The organism is Austwickia chelonae, from assembly GCF_003391095.1.
GTDB lineage: Bacteria > Actinomycetota > Actinomycetes > Actinomycetales > Dermatophilaceae > Austwickia > Austwickia chelonae_A.
This window is the reverse complement of sequence record NZ_CP031447.1, coordinates 1774904-1794675: the sequence shown is the minus strand read 5'-3', so window position 1 is coordinate 1794675 and position 19772 is coordinate 1774904. Positions and strand designations below refer to the sequence as shown.

At 60.6% G+C, this 19772-nt stretch carries 16 protein-coding genes; 5 read left to right on the top strand and 11 right to left on the bottom strand.

What is annotated here, in order from left to right; genetic code table 11:
• The first annotated feature begins 22 nt into the window (after positions 1-22).
• Positions 23-1531, top strand: coding sequence for an acetyl-CoA hydrolase/transferase family protein (locus DX923_RS07780; protein WP_116113895.1), 1509 nt, complete (start codon positions 23-25; stop codon positions 1529-1531).
• A 55-nt stretch (positions 1532-1586) separates the two neighbouring features.
• Here DX923_RS07780 and DX923_RS07775 read toward each other — a convergent pair whose 3' ends face one another.
• The 8 genes from DX923_RS07775 to DX923_RS07740 all read right to left on the bottom strand — a co-directional run bounded on the left by DX923_RS07775 (position 1587) and on the right by DX923_RS07740 (position 11495).
• A complete protein-coding gene (locus DX923_RS07775) occupies positions 1587-3116 on the bottom strand; it encodes a long-chain-fatty-acid--CoA ligase (RefSeq protein WP_116113893.1) in 1530 nt (509 codons plus the stop codon).
• Positions 3113-4363, bottom strand: coding sequence for an acyl-CoA dehydrogenase family protein (locus tag DX923_RS07770; RefSeq protein ID WP_116113892.1), 1251 nt, complete (start codon positions 4361-4363; stop codon positions 3113-3115). Before DX923_RS07770 ends, DX923_RS07775 begins: the two co-directional genes overlap by 4 nt.
• 37 nt (positions 4364-4400) lie before the next feature.
• Positions 4401-5429 (bottom strand): phosphotransferase family protein, encoded by a 1029-nt coding sequence (locus tag DX923_RS07765; protein WP_116113890.1) that lies wholly within the window; start codon positions 5427-5429, stop codon positions 4401-4403.
• Positions 5426-6181 carry an SDR family oxidoreductase gene (locus DX923_RS07760; RefSeq protein ID WP_116113888.1) on the bottom strand — a complete coding sequence of 252 codons (756 nt, stop codon included), beginning with the start codon at positions 6179-6181 and terminating at the stop codon, positions 5426-5428. The genes DX923_RS07765 and DX923_RS07760 overlap by 4 nt, the downstream gene beginning before the upstream one ends.
• A gap of 39 nt (positions 6182-6220) precedes the next feature.
• The gene (locus tag DX923_RS07755; RefSeq protein WP_116113887.1) at positions 6221-7375 is read right to left on the bottom strand and encodes an acyl-CoA dehydrogenase family protein; all 1155 of its coding nucleotides are present in this window, start codon (positions 7373-7375) and stop codon (positions 6221-6223) included.
• Positions 7376-7819: 444 nt separating this feature from the next.
• Positions 7820-8803 carry a TerC/Alx family metal homeostasis membrane protein gene (locus tag DX923_RS07750; protein ID WP_116113885.1) on the bottom strand — a complete coding sequence of 328 codons (984 nt, stop codon included), beginning with the start codon at positions 8801-8803 and terminating at the stop codon, positions 7820-7822.
• Positions 8804-8922: 119 nt separating this feature from the next.
• Positions 8923-10992 (bottom strand): excinuclease ABC subunit UvrB, encoded by a 2070-nt coding sequence (gene uvrB / locus DX923_RS07745; RefSeq protein ID WP_116113881.1) that lies wholly within the window; start codon positions 10990-10992, stop codon positions 8923-8925.
• A 128-nt stretch (positions 10993-11120) separates the two neighbouring features.
• A complete protein-coding gene (locus DX923_RS07740) occupies positions 11121-11495 on the bottom strand; it encodes a hypothetical protein (protein WP_162872845.1) in 375 nt (124 codons plus the stop codon).
• A gap of 331 nt (positions 11496-11826) precedes the next feature.
• On the opposite strand from DX923_RS07740, the gene DX923_RS07735 reads away from it, so the two are divergent.
• The gene (locus tag DX923_RS07735; protein WP_240322799.1) at positions 11827-12321 is read left to right on the top strand and encodes a hypothetical protein; all 495 of its coding nucleotides are present in this window, start codon (positions 11827-11829) and stop codon (positions 12319-12321) included.
• 11 nt (positions 12322-12332) lie between these two features.
• Positions 12333-12848 carry a hypothetical protein gene (locus tag DX923_RS07730; RefSeq protein ID WP_116113876.1) on the top strand — a complete coding sequence of 172 codons (516 nt, stop codon included), beginning with the start codon at positions 12333-12335 and terminating at the stop codon, positions 12846-12848.
• 55 nt (positions 12849-12903) lie between these two features.
• Here DX923_RS07730 and coaE read toward each other — a convergent pair whose 3' ends face one another.
• The 3 genes from coaE to rpsA all read right to left on the bottom strand — a co-directional run bounded on the left by coaE (position 12904) and on the right by rpsA (position 16853).
• Entirely contained in the window at positions 12904-14097 is a 1194-nt protein-coding gene (gene coaE / locus DX923_RS07725; protein ID WP_116113875.1) for a dephospho-CoA kinase, read from the bottom strand.
• A 45-nt stretch (positions 14098-14142) separates the two neighbouring features.
• The gene (locus DX923_RS07720) at positions 14143-15054 is read right to left on the bottom strand and encodes a glycerophosphodiester phosphodiesterase family protein (protein ID WP_116113873.1); all 912 of its coding nucleotides are present in this window, start codon (positions 15052-15054) and stop codon (positions 14143-14145) included.
• 341 nt (positions 15055-15395) lie between these two features.
• Positions 15396-16853 (bottom strand): 30S ribosomal protein S1, encoded by a 1458-nt coding sequence (gene rpsA / locus DX923_RS07715; protein ID WP_116116223.1) that lies wholly within the window; start codon positions 16851-16853, stop codon positions 15396-15398.
• 284 nt (positions 16854-17137) lie between these two features.
• On the opposite strand from rpsA, the gene DX923_RS07710 reads away from it, so the two are divergent.
• The gene (locus DX923_RS07710; protein WP_116113872.1) at positions 17138-17986 is read left to right on the top strand and encodes a class I SAM-dependent methyltransferase; all 849 of its coding nucleotides are present in this window, start codon (positions 17138-17140) and stop codon (positions 17984-17986) included.
• Between the two features lie 68 nt (positions 17987-18054).
• Positions 18055-19758: a formate--tetrahydrofolate ligase gene (locus DX923_RS07705; RefSeq protein ID WP_116113870.1), complete on the top strand. Its 1704-nt coding sequence runs from the start codon at positions 18055-18057 to the stop codon at positions 19756-19758.
• Positions 19759-19772: the final 14 nt, after the last annotated feature.

Genomic DNA, 19772 nt, shown 5'->3' with positions numbered 1-19772 from the left:
GCAGCACATCCCTGGAGGAGCAATGGGCACCCGCATCGCGAACGCCGAGCTTCGCAAGAAGGTCATGACGGCCGGCGAAGCCGCCGCGAAGATCAACCCCGGCGACAACGTCGGCATGAGTGGGTTCACCGGAGCGGGGTACCCCAAGGAAGTGCCAGTGGCACTCGCCCAACGCATCCGCGAAGCGACCGCCGACGGCGAGTCCTTCCGGGTCGGGGTCTGGACCGGGGCCTCCACGGCACCTGAACTGGACGGGGCACTTGCCGAGGCCGACGGCGTCGACCTGCGACTCCCGTACCAGTCCGACCCGGTGACCCGTTCGAAGATCAACGCAGGAACGATGGACTACATCGACGTCCATCTGAGCCATGTGGCTCCGCTGGTGTGGGAAGGCTTCTTCGGCAAGCTCGATGTCGCCGTCATCGAGGTCACCGGAGTCACCGAGGACGGCAACCTCATCCCGGCGTCCTCCATCGGCAACAACAAGACCTGGATCGATCAGGCCGACAAAGTCATCCTCGAGGTCAACGAGTGGCAGTCCCTCGAACTCAACGGCATGCACGACATCTACTACGGAACCGCGCTACCGCCGCATCGGCGCCCGGTCATGATGACCAGCCCCGCCGACCGGATCGGTGAACCACATCTGCGGGTCGACCCGGACAAGATCGTCGCAATCGTGGAGACCGACTCACCCGACCGCAATACGGCGTTCAAACCTCTCGATGCGGACAGCAAGGCCATCGCCGGTCATCTCCTCGAGTTCCTCATGCACGAGGTCAAGGTCGGGCGGGTTCCCAAGGAGCTGCTCCCCTTGCAGTCCGGCGTCGGCAATATCGCCAACGCCGTTCTCGCCGGGTTGTTGGACGCACCCTTCGAGAACCTCACCTCCTACACCGAAGTCATCCAGGACGGCATGATCGACCTGATCGACGCGGGCAAGGTGTCGGTGGCCTCGGCGACAGCGTTCAGCCTCTCCCCCGAGTACGCCGACCGGATGAACAACGAGGCGGCCAAGTACCGGAAGAACATCATCCTGCGCGCGCAGGAGATCTCGAACCATCCGGAGCTGATTCGACGTCTGGGAGTCATCGCGACGAATGGTCTGATCGAAGCCGACATCTACGGCAATGTGAATTCCACGCACATCATGGGCAGCAAGATGCAGAACGGCATCGGTGGGTCGGGCGACTTCGCCCGCAATGCGTATCTGTCTTGTTTCGTGACACCGTCGGTCGCGAAGGGTGGCGCTATCTCGGCGATCGTGCCTTTCGTGTCACACGTCGATCACACCGAGCACGACACCCATGTCATCGTCACTGAGCAAGGTCTGGCCGACCTACGTGGGCTGGCGCCGCGCAAACGGGCCCGGGCGATCATCGACAACTGCGCTCACCCGGATTACAAACCGATGCTCGAGGAGTACTTCGAGCGGTCGCAGAAGGTCGCCAACGGGATGCATACTCCGCACGATCTGGCGTTGGCGCACAGCTGGCACCGTAAGTTCCTCAGCGAGGGCACGATGCGCTGAGCGCGATGTTCCTTGACGGGTGGGAAGCCCCAAAGGGGCTTCCCACCCGTCGTATTCAGGCGAGCTGTGCGCGAAGCTGTCGTTTGAGGATCTTCTGGCTGGGGCCGAGAGGCATCTGGTCGATGATCTCGATCCGGCGGGGGCATTTGTGGTGGGCGAGTCGTTCCCTGGCCCAGGTGATGAGCGTTTCCGGGTCGATGTCGACGCCTGGTGTGGGGGTGACGACGGCGCAGACCTCTTCGCCGACGGCGGGATCGGGCAGGCCGATCACCGCTACCTGTTGTACGGCTGGGTGGGTGATAAGCAGTTCTTCGACTTCGCGGGGGTAGATGTTGTAGCCGCCTCGGATGATGAGGTCTTTCGTGCGGTCCACGACCGTGATGTAGCCGTCGGGATGGCGGGTGCCGATGTCACCGGTGCGGAACCATCCGTCGGCGAAGGCCGCCGACGTGGCCTCGGGGTCGTTCAGGTATCCGTCGAAGACATTATGTCCTCGGATGACGATCTCTCCGGGTTCTCCGTCCGGTAGGAGGACGGTCCGGTCTCCTTGGGTGGGGTCTGCGATAGCGAGTTCCACCCCCCACAGTGGATGTCCGATCGTACCGGGATGGACGCCCAGGGATGGCTGGTTGGCACTGGCCACGGGGCTGGTCTCGGAGAGTCCGTAGCCTTCGTAGACGGGTGCGCCGAAGAGCTCTTCGAAGCGGGCAGAGACGGCCATGGGCATCGCAGCGCCGCCGGAGACAGCGAAGCGCAGCTGGGGGGTGATCGGTTTCGGCGCCGGTTCGGTGGGCGGACCCTGGAGGTTCTCGGCTACGCGGTTGAGGTAGACGAACATGGTGGGAACGCCGAGCATGATCGTGACCTGTTCCCGTAGGAGGGTCTGCAGGGCGCTGGTCGGTTCGAAACGGGGTTGGAGGACGAGTCGGCCACCGACTCGGAAGGTCGCGGTCATCGCGCAGGACTGCCCGAAGACGTGGAAGAGCGGAAGACAGCCGAACATGGTGTCCTCGGCGGTGAAATCGAAGCAGTCGAAGGCTGCGCAGGTCGCATTCATGACGAGGTTGAGATGGGTGAGGCGTGCCCCTTTGGGGAGACCTGTGGTGCCGCTGGTGTAGAAGATGACGGCGACGTCCTCGGGTTTGCAGGGCCTATAGGTGCTGATCGGTGCGACACCCTCGGCGAGGCTGTTCAGGTCGAGGACTGCGACACCACCGGTCAGTTCTCCAGCTCGGGTGGCTTGGGCTAGGAGCGTGGGGTCGGCCAGGACGATGTGTGCGCCGCTGTGCTGGAGCAGGAAGGACATCTCGCGGGGTTGGAGCATTGCCGGGACAGGTACGACGGTGGCACCGATCGCGAGCGCTCCGTAGTAGCCGGCGACGAAACCGATCGTATTGGGGGCCATGAGCGCGACTCTGCTGCCGGGGGCGATACCGCGCTCGAGCAGCGCTTGACCATAGCGGCGGGCGAGTTCCCACAGCTGGGTGTAGGTGAGCCGGTGGTCGTCCTGGACGAGTGCGATCTGATCGGGGCGACGGCGCGCGGATTCGGCGAGGATCGCGGCGACGGACAGTGTCGCGGTCATGGGCGGTTTCCCTTCGTACTGTGGTCGTCGTGGCGACGGATCTCGTGGCGCGCCAGCGAACTCTTGTGCACTTCGTCCGGGCCATCGGCGATCCGGAGGCTACGGACTCCGGCGAGCGCCTCGGCCAGGGGGTGGTCCTGGCAGAGTCCTGCAGCGCCGTGGACCTGGATGGCGTGGTCGATGATTGTCTGGACCGTCCGGGGGACGGCGATCTTGATGGCTTGGATCTCGGTGTGTGCGGCTTTGTTGCCGTATTTGTCCATGAGCCAGGCTGTTTTGAGGACCAGCAGCCGGAGTTGTTCGAGCTGTACGCGTGCTTCGGCGATCCAGTTCTGGATGGTTCCTCGGGTGGACAGGGGGCTGCCGAAGGAGACTCGTCGGTTGGCTCTACGGTTCATCGTTTCGAGGGCCATTTCGCCCAGTCCGATGGCCCGCATGCAGTGGTGGATCCGTCCGGGGCCGAGTCGTGCCTGGGCGATGGCGAAGCCGTCTCCTTCACCGGCGATGAGGTGGCTGGCCGGCACTTCTACATCGGTGAAGGTGATCTCGGCGTGTCCTCCGTGTTCGTGGTCGTCGAATCCGAGAACGTGTAGCGGGCGGAGGATCTGCACTCCTGGGGTGTGCCGCGGGATGAGGATCATGCTCTGTTGGCGGTGTCTTTCAGCGCTGGGGTCGGTTTTCCCCATCACGATGAAGACGCTGCAGTCGGGGTTGAGGGCTCCGGTGACCCACCATTTGCGTCCGTTGATGAGATATCGATCGCCGTGGGCGGTGATACGTGTCTCGATATTGGTGGCGTCGCTGCTGGCGACATCGGGTTCGGTCATCGCGAAGGCGGATCTGGTCCGTCCTGCCAGGAGAGGGTTCAGCCAGCGTTCCTGTTGTTCCTGGTTGCCGTAGGCGGCAAGGACTTCGATGTTCCCACTGTCCGGCGCTGCGCAGTTCATGGCGGGCGGCGCCAGGTGGATGGCGTGTCCGCTGAGCTCCGCCAAGGGGGCATATTGCAGGTTTGTCAGCCCTGCTCCCTGTTCTCCGGGGAGGAAGAGGTTCCATAGCCCGCGGGCACGGGCCTCTTCTTGCAGCTTTTTCATGATCGGGGTGGTGTTCCAGCTCCAGGGTTCACCTTGTGCCTTGTTCTGCGCCAGTTGGTCGACGAAGACGGTGCGGGCTGGTTCGATGTGGTTGGTCATGAAGGAGCGGAGTCGTTCGCAGTGTTCTTCGGTGATCTGGTCGAAGGCGAAGTCCATGGGCGGTGTTCTCCTTTCCTCTGCCCTGGTACGGGTGTCAGCCGGTGGTGAGCGCGTCCAGACCGCGGGCGAGCAAGGGTGCGACGTAGCCGCCGATGTGGGCGAAGCCTTCTCCGACGGTCTGTCCGGCGAGGTGACGGTGGTGGATGCCTTCGAGGATGACGGCGAGTTTGTAGAAGGCCAGGGCTTCGTACCATCCGAGGTGGTCGAGGTCTCGTCCGCTGGCGTGCGTGTAGAGCTCGAGCTGGTGATCGAGGTCCGGATAGCCGGGGGCGAGCGGTACGTCGAGGACGAGCGTGCTTCCTGGTGGGACGAGGGTCGCCAGGTGGTGGTAGACGCAGAGGAGTCCGAGGTCGGTCAGCGGATCGCCGAGAGTGGCCATCTCCCAGTCGATGACGGCGACGATGTGGTCGTGGTCGTCGACGAGAACGTTGTCGAGGCGATAGTCACCGTGGACGATGGCAGGGGGTTGCTCGGGGGGAATCGTTGCGGCCAGTCGACGGTGGAGCTCGTCGGCATCGGGAAGGTCTCGGGTATGTGACTGTTCCCATTGTCCGCGCCATCGTTGGACCTGGCGGGCGCAGAATCCGCGGGGTCGGCCGAAGTCGTCTAGGTCGATCTCGTGCGGGTTGACCTTGTGCAATTCGGCCAGAGTGGTGAGGAGCTGTTCGACGATGCGGGTGGTGCGGGTGGGTCCGATCTCTACCAGCTGGGTTGCTTCGCGGTAGGTCGTTCCGGTGATGTGTTCCATCAGGTAGAAAGGCGCGCCGAGCGGTGTGGGGTCTTCGACGAGTAGGAGGGTTTTCGGGACGGGTACCGGAGTGGTGGCGAGAGCGGTCATGACCCGGTGTTCGCGGCTCATGTCGTGGGCGCTGGCGAGGACATGTCCTAGGGGTGGTCTGCGCAGGACGGCGGTCTGTGTTGCTGTGGAGATCCGGTAGGTCAGGTTCGACCGGCCTCCGGTGAGGATTTCGGCGTGTAGGGGCCCGGTCAGTTCTTCGGGTAGGTGGCGGTCAAGGTGCTCCCGGAGTGCTTGCAGGTCGAGCCCTGGGGGGTGGGGGCTCATTCGCCACCGCGGAGGGTGAGTCCACCGTCGATCACGATGGTGTGTCCGGTGATCCAGGTGGCGTCGTCGGAGAGGAGGAAGGCCACGGCTCCGCCGACATCGGTGGGGGTGCCGAGTCGTCCTAGGGGGTAGTGGGTGCTGAGGTGTTCTTCCCGGTTGCGGTAGAGGGCTTCGGCGAAGTGCGTTTTGATGACGCCGGGTGCGACGGCGTTGACCCGAGTAGTGGGTGCCAGTTCGAGGGCCAGTTCTTCGGTGAGGTGGATGACGGCGGATTTGCTGGCGCCGTACATGGCGATTCCTGGTGCAGGCCGGATGCCGGCAACGGAGGCGATATTGACGATGCTGCCTCCGTGTTCGGACATCCAGGCCTGGTGCACGTTCTGGACCCATCCGAGGGTCCCCAGGATGTTGACCTCGAGGAGTTTTCGAGCTGCTCCGGTATCGATGCTGGTCAAGGGACCGTAGGCGGGGTTGATCCCAGCATTGTTGACCAGATGGTCCAGCCTTCCCCACTTGTCGAGGACGGCGTTCACAGTTCGTTGATGGTGCTCTGGGTCATCGGCTCGACCGGGGACACCGAAGGCATGTTGGGGTCCGCCAAGCTCTTCCACGGCGAGGTCGAGTTGTTCTTGTCCTCGTGCGGTGAGGCATACCTTGGCACCTTCGTCCACGAGCCGGTGGGCGATAGCCAGGCCTATGCCGCGGCTGGCACCGGTGACGAGTACTACTCGGTCGGCGAATCGCGGGTTCATGGCTCTCCTCGTCGAGAGTGGTGGGGCAGGTCGAGGTTTTTACAGCCCGAGGTCTCGTCCGATGAGTTCCTTCATGATCTCGTTCGATCCGGCCCAGATCTTGTGTACTCGAGCATCCTTCCAGGCACGAGCGACCCGATATTCATTCATGAACCCGTATCCGCCGTGGAGTTGGACACACTCGTCGAGAACGTCGCATTGCACTTGGGATGCCCACCATTTGGCTTTGGCGGCATCGATGGGTGTGAGCTTTCCTTCAGCGTGCGCGACGACGCAGTCGTCGATATAAGCTTCGGCGACCTCGACTGCGGTGACCATCTCGGCGATCTTGAACTTGTTGTGTTGGAAGCTCCCGATCGGTTGCCCGAAGGCTTTGCGATCCTTGGTGTACTGGATCGTTTCGAGGAGGATCTGTTTGGCATTTGCAATATTGGCGATTGCATTTCCAACGCGTTCTTGAGGGAGATGTTGCATCATTGCAATGAACCCGGACCCGGCTTCGCCGAGAAGATGACCTGAAGTGACTCGAACATTGTCGAAGAACAACTCTGCCGTATCAGATTCAGGCTGGCCTACTTTATCGAGCTTATTTCCCTTGGTGTATCCCTGGGTTCCTGCTTCGAGGACGAATAATGATATTCCACGAGCACCCTTGGCGGGATCTGTCCGTGCTGCGACAACCGCTAGGTCGCACTGATGACCATTCGTGATGAATGTTTTTGAACCGTTGATGATCCAGTCACCTGATCCGTCATCTGCCAGGACGGCTGTCGTTTTCAAGGCAGCGAGATCCGATCCTCCTGAGGGCTCGGTCATCCCGATGGACATGATTTTTTTACCGGAAGCCACTCCGGGAAGCCATCTCTTCTTCTGCTCGTCGGTGCCCAGGTGAACCAGATAAGGTGCGGTGATATCTGAGTGAATCCCGAAGCACGAAGAAACAGCGGCGGTGAATTTACCCAGCTCCTCCCCCAGAACGGCATTGAACCGGTAATCGTCGATGCCTGCTCCACCGTATTCTTCAGGGATGCAGAGGCCGAAGAATCCCTGCCTGCCGGCCTCTTCCCAGATTTCCCGAGGTATCAGTTTCTGGTTGATCATCTCCTCGGCACGAGGGGCCAGAGTCCGTTCGACGAATTCTCGACAGGACTGGCGAAAGGCTTCGTGGTCCTCGCTGTAGATATTACGCGGCATGCCTGCTCCTCTTAGTTGTCGGCCGCAGGGGAATGGTCGGTCGACGGAATCCGGGGAAGGCCGGAGCGCAATAGTCGTCAGCTCCGACGATGGTGACGATACTCGCGGGTAAGGGTGCAAGCGTCAAGGATGGACAAAGGCGCGTCGGTGAGCGGAGCCCATGATGGGCTGACATGTGAGATGCGAGGGACTTCAAGTCGTTTCGTGCGCTGACTGGGCGATTGTCCAGGAGGCGTTCTCCCTGGCGCATCACGTCGAGAGATGAGTGACGACCCTCGAGCAGGCATGGACATCCGGTGGTCGAGGAGCACCTCGGCAAGAGCAAGTCGTAATGTCAACCGTCGACGCAGAAAAGCGCCGTTGGCAGGAGAAAGAAGTCTCCTGCCAACGGCGCTTCAGATGCTGGACGAGACAGCTATCTTCTGAATGTCACGTCGGACTGCCTCAGCGAGCAGTATTGCGCGTGCGTATCAAGCTGGCGACCGTGGTCACGGCAAGAATGAGGATGATCATCCCCAAGGAGATGCTGATCGGAATTTCGGGAATGGCATGAACTCCCTGCCCCCCGTTGATGAAGAACAGAGTGTTCTCGTGAAGGGCGTGCAGGATCAATTTGACGCCGATGAAACCGAGCAGAACTGAGAGCCCGATCCCTAGGTATTCAAGGCGCTTCAGCAGGTCGCCGATCAGGAAGTACAACTGCCGCAAGCCCATCAAGGCGAAGATATTTGCGGTCAGCACGAGGAAGGGCTCGCTGGTCAACCCATAGATCGCAGGAATCGAATCCAGCGCGAACAGCAGGTCGGTAGTACCTAGCGCCAGGATCACGATGAGCATCGGAGTCATCACCCGGGAACCGTCGATGTTGGTGAGAAGCCGGGGAGCTGCATCCCACGATTGGGTCGCCGGGAACCGATGCTCCACCCAGCGAAGGAAGGCATTCTCTTCGAAATCTTCCTCCTCATCGTCTGCGAGGGCTTCGCGAAACAGCTTATAAGCCGTGATAATCAGAAATATGCCGAAGATGTAGAACATCCAAGAGAATCGGTTGATGACCGCGGCACCTGCTGCAATAAATATCGCACGCAGAATCAAGGCGATCACGATGCCGACCATCAAGGCCGTCTGTTGGAACCTTTCGGGAACCTTGAATTTTGCCATGATAACAAGGAAAACGAAAAGATTGTCGACGGACAGCGAATATTCTGTCAGCCATCCTGCGAAGAATTCCGCCCCGTAACGATGGCCAGCAAAAATCCAGACACCGATACCGAAAAACACTGCCCCCAGCACGTAGCAAGCTAAGTAGGCTGCGCATTCCTTGGTCGAGGGGACACGCGGACGCCGTGCCACGATAAGGATGTCGAAAAGCAGGACGGCGACGGTGGTCGCCGTGACCGAAATCCAGACCCACAAGGGGATAGTCACACCAGGATCCTTCCAGCTGATAGCAGAACCCGTAGTTTTGCATTGCCAGGCCTACGGGCGTCACTCCTCCCCCACATGGAAGGATGCACTCCTCGAGCCAGGGGCCTGCCCGCGGAGCGTCACCTGCTCGCTTGTTGCATCTGCCTCAGTTCCTTCTTCAGCTCGGACAGCTCGTCCCTCAGACGAGCTGCGAGCTCGAAACGCAGATCGGTAGCAGCTTGGTGCATCTGTGCAGTCAGCTCGTCGATGAGCTCTGATAGCTCCGACGCTGGACGCGAAATGCTGTCGCCTCGCGTCGAACGCGTCTCTCCTCGACCCTTCGAACGTTGCGAATTCAACAACGTCGCCGTGTCTGCATCCTCCCGGTGCAGCATATCGGTGATGTCGGCTATGCGTTTACGCAGAGGCTGCGGGTCGATGTCATGGTCGGCATTGTATTTCATCTGTTTATCGCGACGTCGTGCGGTCTCCTCGATTGCTTCCCTCATCGAGGGCGTCACTGCATCCGCATACATGTGCACTTCCCCTGAGACATTGCGAGCAGCACGCCCAATGGTCTGGATCAGACTACGAGCAGACCGCAGGAAGCCCTCCTTGTCCGCATCGAGGATGCTGACAAGGGCAACCTCTGGCAGATCAAGTCCCTCACGGAGCAAGTTAATCCCCACCAGGACGTCGAACTCGCCCAACCGCAGCTCGCGAAGCAGCTCCACACGGCGCAGAGTGTCGACCTCGCTGTGCAGATAACGCACACGTACACCACGTTCCAGCAGGTAGTCGGTCAGATCCTCAGCCATCTTCTTGGTGAGTGTCGTAACCAGGACCCGTTCATCGCGCTCAGCACGAATCCGGATCTCCGCCAGGAGGTCGTCGACCTGCCCGGAGGTCGGTTTGACCACGATCTGCGGGTCGACGAGCCCAGTTGGTCGGATGATCTGCTCGACGACGCCATCGGACTGTGCCAGCTCGTAGGGCCCTGGGGTGGCCGAGAGGTATACCGTCTGTCCGATCCGGTCGAGGAACTCCTCCCACTTCAGTGGGCGATTATCCATCGCGCTCGGAAGTCGGAAGCCATGGTCCACAAGAGTTCGCTTGCGCGACATGTCGCCCTCATACATGGCGCCGATTTGTGGAACAGTCACATGGGATTCGTCGATGATCAACAGGAAGTCTTCAGGGAAGTAGTCGAGAAGACAGTTCGGCGCGCTTCCGGGATTTCGCCCATCGATATGCATCGAATAGTTCTCGATTCCCGAACACGCGCCCACCTGGCGCATCATCTCGATGTCATAGGTTGTTCGCATGCGCAGGCGCTGTGCCTCGAGAAGCTTCCCTTGCCGTTCAAAACCTGCCAGTTGTAAATCCAGTTCTGCTTCTATGCCTGAAATCGCCCGTTCCATTCTTTCTGGGCCTGCGACATAGTGAGTGGCAGGGAATACGTAGATCTCCTCTTCCTCTCTGATTACTTCACCAGTCAAAGGATGAAGAGTGTAGAGAGATTCGATCTCATCGCCGAATAATTCAATCCGAATGGCTAGTTGCTCGTATACCGGGATAATCTCGATCGTATCCCCTCTCACCCGGAAGGTCCCCCGGGTGAAAGAGATATCATTTCGGACGTATTGATTCTCGACAAAATGCCGGAGGAGCTGGTCACGATCGATGTGCTGCCCGACCTTCAAGGTGACCATTCGATCTACATATTCTTGCGGTGTGCCGAGGCCGTAGATGCAAGAAACTGAAGCCACTACGATGACGTCACGACGCGTCAGTAGCGAATTCGTCGCACTATGCCGCAGGCGCTCAACCTCATCATTGATCGATGAATCCTTCTCAATGTAGGTGTCAGTCTGCGGAACGTAGGCTTCTGGCTGGTAATAATCATAGTAACTGACAAAATATTCGACAGCATTGTGGGGAAATAGTTCCCGGAGCTCGTTAGCCAGCTGGGCTGCCAAAGTCTTATTCGGCGCCAGCATCAGGGTCGGTCGTTGGATCTGCTCGATCAGCCATGCCGAGGTGGCGGATTTGCCGGTCCCGGTAGCTCCCAGAAGAACGATGTCCTTCTCCCCCGCCCCGATGCGGGCAGACAGGTCGGCGATTGCCGCCGGCTGGTCCCCTGACGGAGAGAACTGGGAAGTCACGTGGAAAGGGGCGACTCGACGCTGCAGGTCGGTGATGGGCCGCATGACTGCAGGCTACAGTGGGGCGAAAGTCTTCCGCTTCCTCAGGAGACTGCATCACAGAATGACGTCGCCCTCCGGACTCATTTCAGGTCCGGAGGGCGACAGTCGATTGATCTCCGTGCGGGATCAACTCACTTGTTGATCAGGCGAGCCACGTGGCGGTTCACGGAAGCGCGAAGCAGCGCCAGGTTGGTGTCCTGACGCGAAGCCGCGAGGTAGAGGAAAGTGGTGGGGGTGATCATCTTGATCAGGTGCAGCTGGTCACCGAGGGTGAGCAGCATGTCCTCGAGCTCGCTCTGGATGTTGAGGACGCGAATGGTCTTCTGCTTGGCTTTGACCATCTCGGTGTTGTAGGCGCTGGCAGCTTCGAGGTCGAAGTCGGCGAGACGAGACTTACCAGCCAACGGCATCCCTGTCTCGGCGTCCACGATCGAAGCACCCATGAAGCCATTGGTGTCGGCCTCGATGGCGTTGATGATCTCCGTCATCTGGTCCTGGTTGACCATGAGTTCCCTTTCGATGTCGATGTGCTCGCTTTGGGCTGCTCTGACGAAGCCCGACGAAGTAGCTGCGATACACATCTCGTCGCAGCCATCTGGTCCAATAGTAGATGGTCAGACGTCCGACCCACTCATGCGCAAGAATACAACGCCTGTGACCTGGCCAAATGCGGATTATCGTCATTTGGTGTCCCTTGAGCATGGCAAGCTGAATACTGTGAGTGCAAGTGGAAGCAGTGGAATGCCTATCGTCCTGGGGCCGACGACACAACAGCAAGTGGCATTCATAGGGCCGCTCGGGGTGGGCAAAACGACTGCCGTCCGATCGGTTTCCCAGGTGCCTGTCATCAGCACCGAAGTTATGCGTGCAGCGATCGCCGTCCGCGCTGACAGCTTCAACGACAAGAAGACGACCACGGTCGGCATCGACTATGGCGAATGGACGGCCCCCTCAGGGATCCGGGTAAGTCTCATCGGCACGCCCGGACAAGTACGCTTCTCCTCAACCCGGGCATCAGTCGTCGCGCGTCGAGGCAGCATCGTGCTGTGGCTCTATGGAGACCACACCAACGGAGTCCAAGAAGCTGCCGAATGGATCGAACGCATCGGCGATGCCTCGGTGTGGGGTCGTCTGGTCATCGCGATAACCAGACGAGAAGGAGCTCCTCAAGCACCTCCGCTCGATGCGTATCGGGCTCGCGTCCGTGACTACAGCCCGAATATCGTCGTGCTCGACGCAGATCCGCGCCAGTCCGCTGACGTCGTCGAAGTCATCTTGGCCGCGCTCCAACTTCCCACAGCTTCGGCAGATCTGCCGCCCGCCGCCTCATGAAGGAGCAGCACGTGAGCACCGAAACGGCCGATGACGACGCACAGCTCGGCTCGTCTCTGGCAAATGACGACGATGCCCATCACGAAGTACACATGCATGAGGGGATCGCCACCCAGTGGGAGCTGTGGTCGACCATTATCGGCAAAACGGCGCTACCCCGGCTCGAACAGCTCCGGGAGCACCTCCCGACGATGACTTCAGCGATCCTCAGCACTGCTGACGGGCTGAACCTGTGTGCGGTTGGTATCGCCCCGGAAGACGTTGGCCGGTTGGCTGCCTTGAACAGCTCCATGTTCGCGGTCTCTTCAGCACAAACAGAAATCGTGCAGGGTGATGGCGCATCGCCTATGAAGACCTTGGTGCACCTGACCTCTGAGACCACCCACACCGTGATGGTGAGCCTCGTCCAAGAGCCTCTGGGACACCTGCTGCTGGCGGTGAGCGCCCGAGACGTTCCACTGGGAACTGTCGTGGTCAATGTCCGTAATGCCGCGGACGACATCCGAACATGGCTCAGCGCAGGCTGAATTCTCAAGCTTAGGTGTTGTGCTCAGGCGCTGAAAGCATGAGATCCATGGCTTTTCAGGATCGCCACCCTGACCTCTGCGCCCAGGCGGTAATGCGAGGCCACACTTCCTCGAACCAGGGCTCTTTGGCCTCCGCATAAGCTCGCGCAGAGTCATGTCGAGCGGCAAGCTCGTTTTTGACCTGCACGTACTCGTCAGCTGCATCTGGGTTCGCACACAGCCAGTCCCGGAAGAGCAATGCGGACTGCCATCCTGGGCTGTCTGCCTCACGGACGTGGATGTGCACGATCCGGCCAGGATCGCAGGACCCGTGGAAGCGCTTCACCCACAATGACGGATCCAGGAGTTCACCGGTCGGATGATCCATCCGAATCTTGTCGACCCTCGGGAAACCCCCTCGAGCCAAAGCCTCGATGAACTCGGGATCGTCAGCGCTCCGCAGATCAGTGACCCCGATCTGGATGTCGATGACATCCTTTCCAGGCATTCCGGGTACCGAGGTTGACCCAACGTGCTCCAACTCGGGCGCCCGCACACCAAGGATCCGGCTTAATCTTTCGATGATCCGCTCTGCTTGCTGCGGCCAGTCTTCCTTATACGCGCTGGTGACCGGGAGATCTGATTGGACATGCAGACGGTCATATCGCAGATTCTCTTCGAAAGGCGCAAGGCGCTCAGCCCAGAGCCGGTCGACCATGGACTCCAACTGTTCGAGGGTCCCATCATTGCTGAGAACGGCATCAGCGCAAGCCGTACGCTGTTCATCTCCAGCCTGGTGTGCCATCCGAGCAACCGCGTCTGCCTCAGGCATTCCGCGCTGTCCGGTTAACCGCTGCACTCTGACCTCAGCGGATGCTTCAACAACTACCACGAGGTGATAGTCCGGCCCCAGGTGATTTTCCACGAGCAACGGGACGTCATGGACCACGATGCTCTGCTCGCCCGCCTGAGCGAGCAGTTCAGCGCTTCGTGCGGCTACCAGCGGATGGGTGATCGACTCCAGGTCGACACGAGCCTTCTCGTCGTCAAAAACGATGCTGGCCAAGGCTCGCCTGTCCAACTCCCCACGAGGCCCGACGACATCGTCACCGAACCGCAAGCGCACCTTTTCCAGACCGGGTGTCCCCGGTGCGACGACCTCACGTGCCAGGGCGTCGGCGTCTATCACCACCGCGCCATGCTGCGCAAGCCGCCGTGCGACCGTCGATTTCCCTGAACCGATTCCGCCGGTAAGCCCTACGTGCAACATGACATCACTCTAGGTCCGACGAACCGATCATGGGAGCTTTGCGTATCAGCGTGGTTCGATTGTGATTCCGCAAAGCCGATCTGGATAGTTGGTCACGATCCCGTCGACGCCGGCCCTGATCAGGGAAGTCTGTTCCCCTGCTGCGTCTACGGTCCAGGGGACCACCGCTAATCCCAACGAATGTGCCCGGTCGACCAGAGCCTTATCGACAACGATTCGTCCGTCCTCGGCGCGGAATCGAGGCGCGATCACCTGCGCTCCGAGCCGATAAGCAGCCAAAGCGGCATCGCCTCCGTTCAGCTCGTAAACGCGTTCTCCGACGTGAGGACTTCCCGGGATCCAGGTCTCGCCATGAGCGACTAAAGCCGACCGGGGAAGGTCCGGTGCCCGTTCAGCCACGACTGTCAAACACTCCCAGTCGAAGCTGTGCATGGTTACTCGCTCCTGAACACCTCCGGCATCGATGGCAGCCAAGACCGCATCCACGATCATTCGTCGTCGATCTGTTTGACGAGAGTCAAAGGACTCCAATTTGACCTCGACGGTAAACCAGACCTCGGGGGAGATCCGCGAAAGCCTGATAAAAAGATCTGACAACTTCAATATATTCAGGTCCTGGCCACGGCGCTGCCCAGGAAATTGAGGGTCAAGGACCCCACCAACTTCAACCTGGCGTAAGCGATCAAAGGATAACTCGTCGATTCGACATCCGTAGAGGCGCTTATCCTGGGCCCGGACTTCTCGTGGTGTGATCTCCATGTCGTGCCAGATCACCGGAACTCCATCTTCGGTGACCCGAACATCGAGTTCCATGTTCGATGCGCCGCAACGAACTGCTTCTTCAAAAGCCGACCAGGTGTTTCCTACGTAGTATCCCTGCGCTCCAGCATGAGCTTGAACGTCAAGAGATTCTCGCTGCCAAGGTTTTTGCACTGACATGCCGATAACACTCTCCATTCGACTGAGGGTAATGAAAGTAGCTCTCCAAGGTCAGGTATTCCGACCAACACTGAGGGGAACCCGTTGACCGGGCAGACTTTCTGCATCAAGAATCCGTGCGACCCCAGGAGCGCTCTTTACCGAAGGGGCATGGTCTTCTCACTCAGGGTGACGGGCGAGGAGAAAAGACGGTGCAGATCTGCCCACATCGAGATCAACAAGATGTTGTTCGGCCGCGTTGTACATATCTACACGAAAGGGGTCTTTCCCGGTGATCACCGGGAAAGACCCCTTTCTGCGAATGCTGCAGAGCTAAGCCTTCAGCACACTATTTCGTTGGAGACATTGGCAACAGAAGCTCAGTTGCCGGTCAGCTTCTCGCGGAGAGCGGCGAGCGCCTCGTCGGAAGCAAGCGTCCCCTCGGCGGGAGCCGCAGTGGCAGCCGCGCTGGAGGAGTAGGAAGCCGGAGCTGCTTCCCCTGCGACTGCCGCGTCGGCGTCCGCCTTGAGTGCTTCTTCGACCTGGGTGCGGTGTGCTTCCCAACGAGCGTGGGCATCGGCGTACTGCTTCTCCCAGCGCTCGCGAGCCGCCTCGTGGCCCGGCAGCCACTCGTTGGTCTCCGGGTCGAAGCCCTCGGGGTACTTGTAGTTGCCCTGCTCGTCGTACTCGGCAGCCATGCCGTACAGCGTGGGGTCGAACTCGTTCGTCGCGACAGCAGCGTCGTTGGCCTGCTTGAGCGAGAGAGAGATACGACGACGCTCGAGGTCGATGTCGATGACCTTGACGAAGATGTCGGTTCCGACGGTAACGACCTGCTCCGGCAGCTCCACGTGGCGCTCGGCCAGCTCCGAGATGTGGACCAGGCCCTCGATTCCGTCGTCGACGCGGACGAAGGCACCGAACGGAACGAGCTTGGTGACCTTACCCGGGACGACCTGTCCGATGGCGTGGGTGCGGGCGAAGTGCTGCCACGGGTCTTCCTGAGTCGCCTTGAGGGACAGGGAGACGCGCTCGCGGTCCATGTCGACGTCGAGAACCTCGACGGTGACTTCCTGACCGACCTCGACAACCTCCGAGGGGTGGTCGATGTGCTTCCAGGAGAGCTCGGAGACGTGAACGAGGCCGTCGACGCCGCCCAGGTCTACGAAGGCACCGAAGTTGACGATCGAAGAGACCTGTCCCGTGCGGACCTGGCCCTTCTGGAGCTCCTTGAGGAAGGTGGTACGCACCTCGGACTGGGTCTGCTCCAGCCATGCACGGCGAGACAGGACCACGTTGTTGCGGTTCTTGTCCAGCTCGATGATCTTGGCCTCGATCTCCTTGCCGACGTAGGGCTGGAGGTCGCGGACGCGACGCATCTCGACGAGCGAAGCGGGGAGGAAGCCGCGGAGGCCGATGTCCAGGATGAGACCACCCTTGACGACCTCGATGACGGTACCGGTGACGACCCCGTCCTCTTCCTTGATCTTTTCGATCGTGCCCCAAGCGCGCTCGTACTGGGCGCGCTTCTTGGAGAGGATCAGACGACCTTCCTTGTCCTCCTTCTGGAGAACGAGGGCCTCTACCTCGTCACCGACGGTGACGACCTCGCCCGGGTCGACATCGTGCTTGATGGACAGCTCACGAGAGGGGATGACGCCCTCTGTCTTGTAGCCAATGTCAAGGAGGACCTCATCGCGGTCGACCTTGACGATCACTCCTTCGACGATGTCTCCGTCGTTGAAGTGCTTGATGGTGGCGTCGATCGCCGCGAGCAGGTCCTCTTCCGAACCGATGTCGTTGATCGCGATCTCGTTGGTGGCCGGGCTGGCAGTCATGTAGTCGGGGCTCCGATTGGTGGACAGGACGTCAAGGGGCACGGATATCGGACCCGTACCCCGGCTTACAGGGATGTTCGTTGTGCCTGCCACTTCGCGTGCCCAAGAGAACCCCGCCATTCCGGTAGTTCGGTTGGTAGCAGCGAGTGACAAACACATGAAGTGACACGCGCGCACGCGTATCCGCTGATCCACCCTATCGGGTGGGGCCCATCCGAGCAAAGCGGAGTCGGCCTTTCCTCGCCATGTGTGTTCCCCTGCTCCTTCTGACCGAGACTGGAGATATGACGACCGACGACCGTCAACTCGACGGATTTTCCCTGCAGGACGCTGGATACGGACCTGCAGGCCAAGCCGAGAGCATCGCAGGGAACAGGCAGTGGTGGGACAGCGAAGCCGCCGGATATTACGAAGAGCACGGGTCTTTCCTGGGCGATCACGAACTTGTCTGGGGACCCGAGGGCCTCCAGGAGTCCGAAGCACATCTGCTCGGCGAGGTCGAAGGACAGGACGTCCTCGAGATCGGATGTGGAGCAGCACAAGGTGCCCGATGGGTGGCTTCCGCCGGAGGACGCGTCGTGGCCACGGACCTCTCCAGCGGGATGCTGACCCAAGCCCATGCCATTGACGCAGGCTCCGACTCGCCACGCCCGGTCTACGTGCAGTGTGACGCCTGCGCGCTCCCCTTCGCCGACGGATCCTTCGACATCGCCTTCTCCGCCTATGGGGCAGTCCCTTTCGTCGCGGACAGCGCGATCCTCATGCACGAAGTCGCTCGTGTCCTCCGGCCAGGTGGACGATGGGTCTTTTCCGTGACGCACCCCTTACGTTGGGCTTTCCCGGACTCTCCAGACGTAGCCGGACTCACCGTCCATCGTTCTTACTTCGACCGCACCCCTTATGTGGAACGCCTTGATTCGAAAGTGGTGTACGCCGAGCATCACCGCACCCTGGCAGACCGGGTCGCCGAACTTCTCCAAGCAGGATTTTCCCTGACCGGGGTCCTCGAACCGGAATGGCCAGAGGGAAACGAACGAACTTGGGGTGGCTGGTCACCCCTTCGAGGACGGCTCATCCCAGGAACGCTCATCCTGAGTGCAGAACGCCTCGAGTCTGATGTACACCACAAGTGACAAACCCACCACCAGCGAATTACAGAAAACAGCTGCGCGACCTCTACTGGACTTGTCACGATGCCCACGTGAGCACATCACTGCCTTCAGACCTGGAAATAGCGCGACGAACCACTCTGGCTCCACTCGGTCAGATCGCTCTGGACGCAGGCATCGCCGCCGATCATCTGGAACCCTACGGAAACGCCGTGGCCAAGATCGCCGACACCGCCGTCAACGCCATGTCAGATCAGCCACGAGCTAAATATGTGGTCGTGACCGCCATCACCCCGACACCGCTCGGAGAGGGTAAGACCACCACCGCCGTCGGCCTGGCTCAAGGCTTCAAACACTTGGGCAAACGCGCCACCCTCGCATTGCGTCAACCCTCCATGGGACCGACTTTCGGGATCAAGGGAGGGGCCGCCGGCGCAGGGTACAGCCAGGTCGTCCCCATGGAAACGCTGAACCTGCATCTCACCGGAGACTTCCACGCCATTACAGCAGCACACAACATGCTGTCCGCGATGCTCGACAACCACCTGCACCACGGAAATGAACTCGGCATCGACCCCCGCCGAATCTCTTGGCGGCGCGTCGTCGACATCAACGATCGTTCCCTCCGTAACGTCGTCCTCGGGCTCGGTGCCCGGATCGACGGTGTCCCCAGACAGTCCGGTTTCGATATCACTGCTGCTTCCGAGGTCGGTGTCGCACTCGCACTCGCGACATCACTTCAGGACCTGCGCCGCAGGCTCGGGCGGATCGTGGTGGGATACACCTTCTGTGGTGACCCGGTCACCGCCGAAGACCTCAAAGCCGCCGGGGCCATGACCGTGATCATGCGCGAGGCCATCAAGCCGAATCTCATGCAGACCATCGAACACACACCGGTGCTGATCCATGCCGGACCTTTCGGCAATATCGCTACCGGCAACAGCTCGATCATCGCTGACCTCGTCGGGATCCGGATGGGTGACTACTTGATCACCGAAGCCGGGTTCGGTTCCGACATGGGTGCCGAGCGCTTCTTCAACGTCAAATGCCGCGAATCTGGGCTACAACCCGACGCCGCCGTCCTCGTGGTGACCGTACGAGCATTGAAGACCCACTCCGGCCGTTACAAGGTGTCTGCGGGTAAACCGCTGCCGCCGGCCATGCTCCAGGAGAACCCCGACGACGTCCGGGCCGGAGCCGACAACCTCCGCAAACATCTGCAGATCCTCTCCGGGTTCGGTATTTCCCCCGTCGTGGCCATCAACGTGTTCCCGGACGACCACGAGAGCGAACACGAAGTGATCCGTGAAATCGCGAGGGAAGCCGGCGCACGGGTCGCCACCAGCACCCATGTCGTCGATGGCGGCGTAGGAGCAGTCGCCCTCGCTCAAGCCGTCACGGCCGCCTGTGACGAACCTCATGACTTCCGCTACACCTACGAACTCGATGCTCCGTTGAAGGACAAGCTCACAGCGGTGGCTACGAAGGTGTACGGCGCAGACCACGTCGCCTACGCGCCGGAGGCGGAGAAGCACCTTGCCGAGTTCGAACGGCTTGGTTACGGCAACATGCCTGTCGTGATGGCGAAGACCCACCTGTCCATCTCCCACGATCCGACGTTGCGTGGCGCACCCACAGGATGGACACTCCCCGTCCGGGAGGTCCGACTCGCCGCAGGAGCAGGCTACGTCTACGCCATCTGCGGAGAAATGCGGACCATGCCGGGGCTCTCCAAGAGCCCCGCAGCCGAGCGCATCGACATCGACGCGGACGGCCAGGTCGTCGGTTTGTTCTGACCATCTGCCGCAGA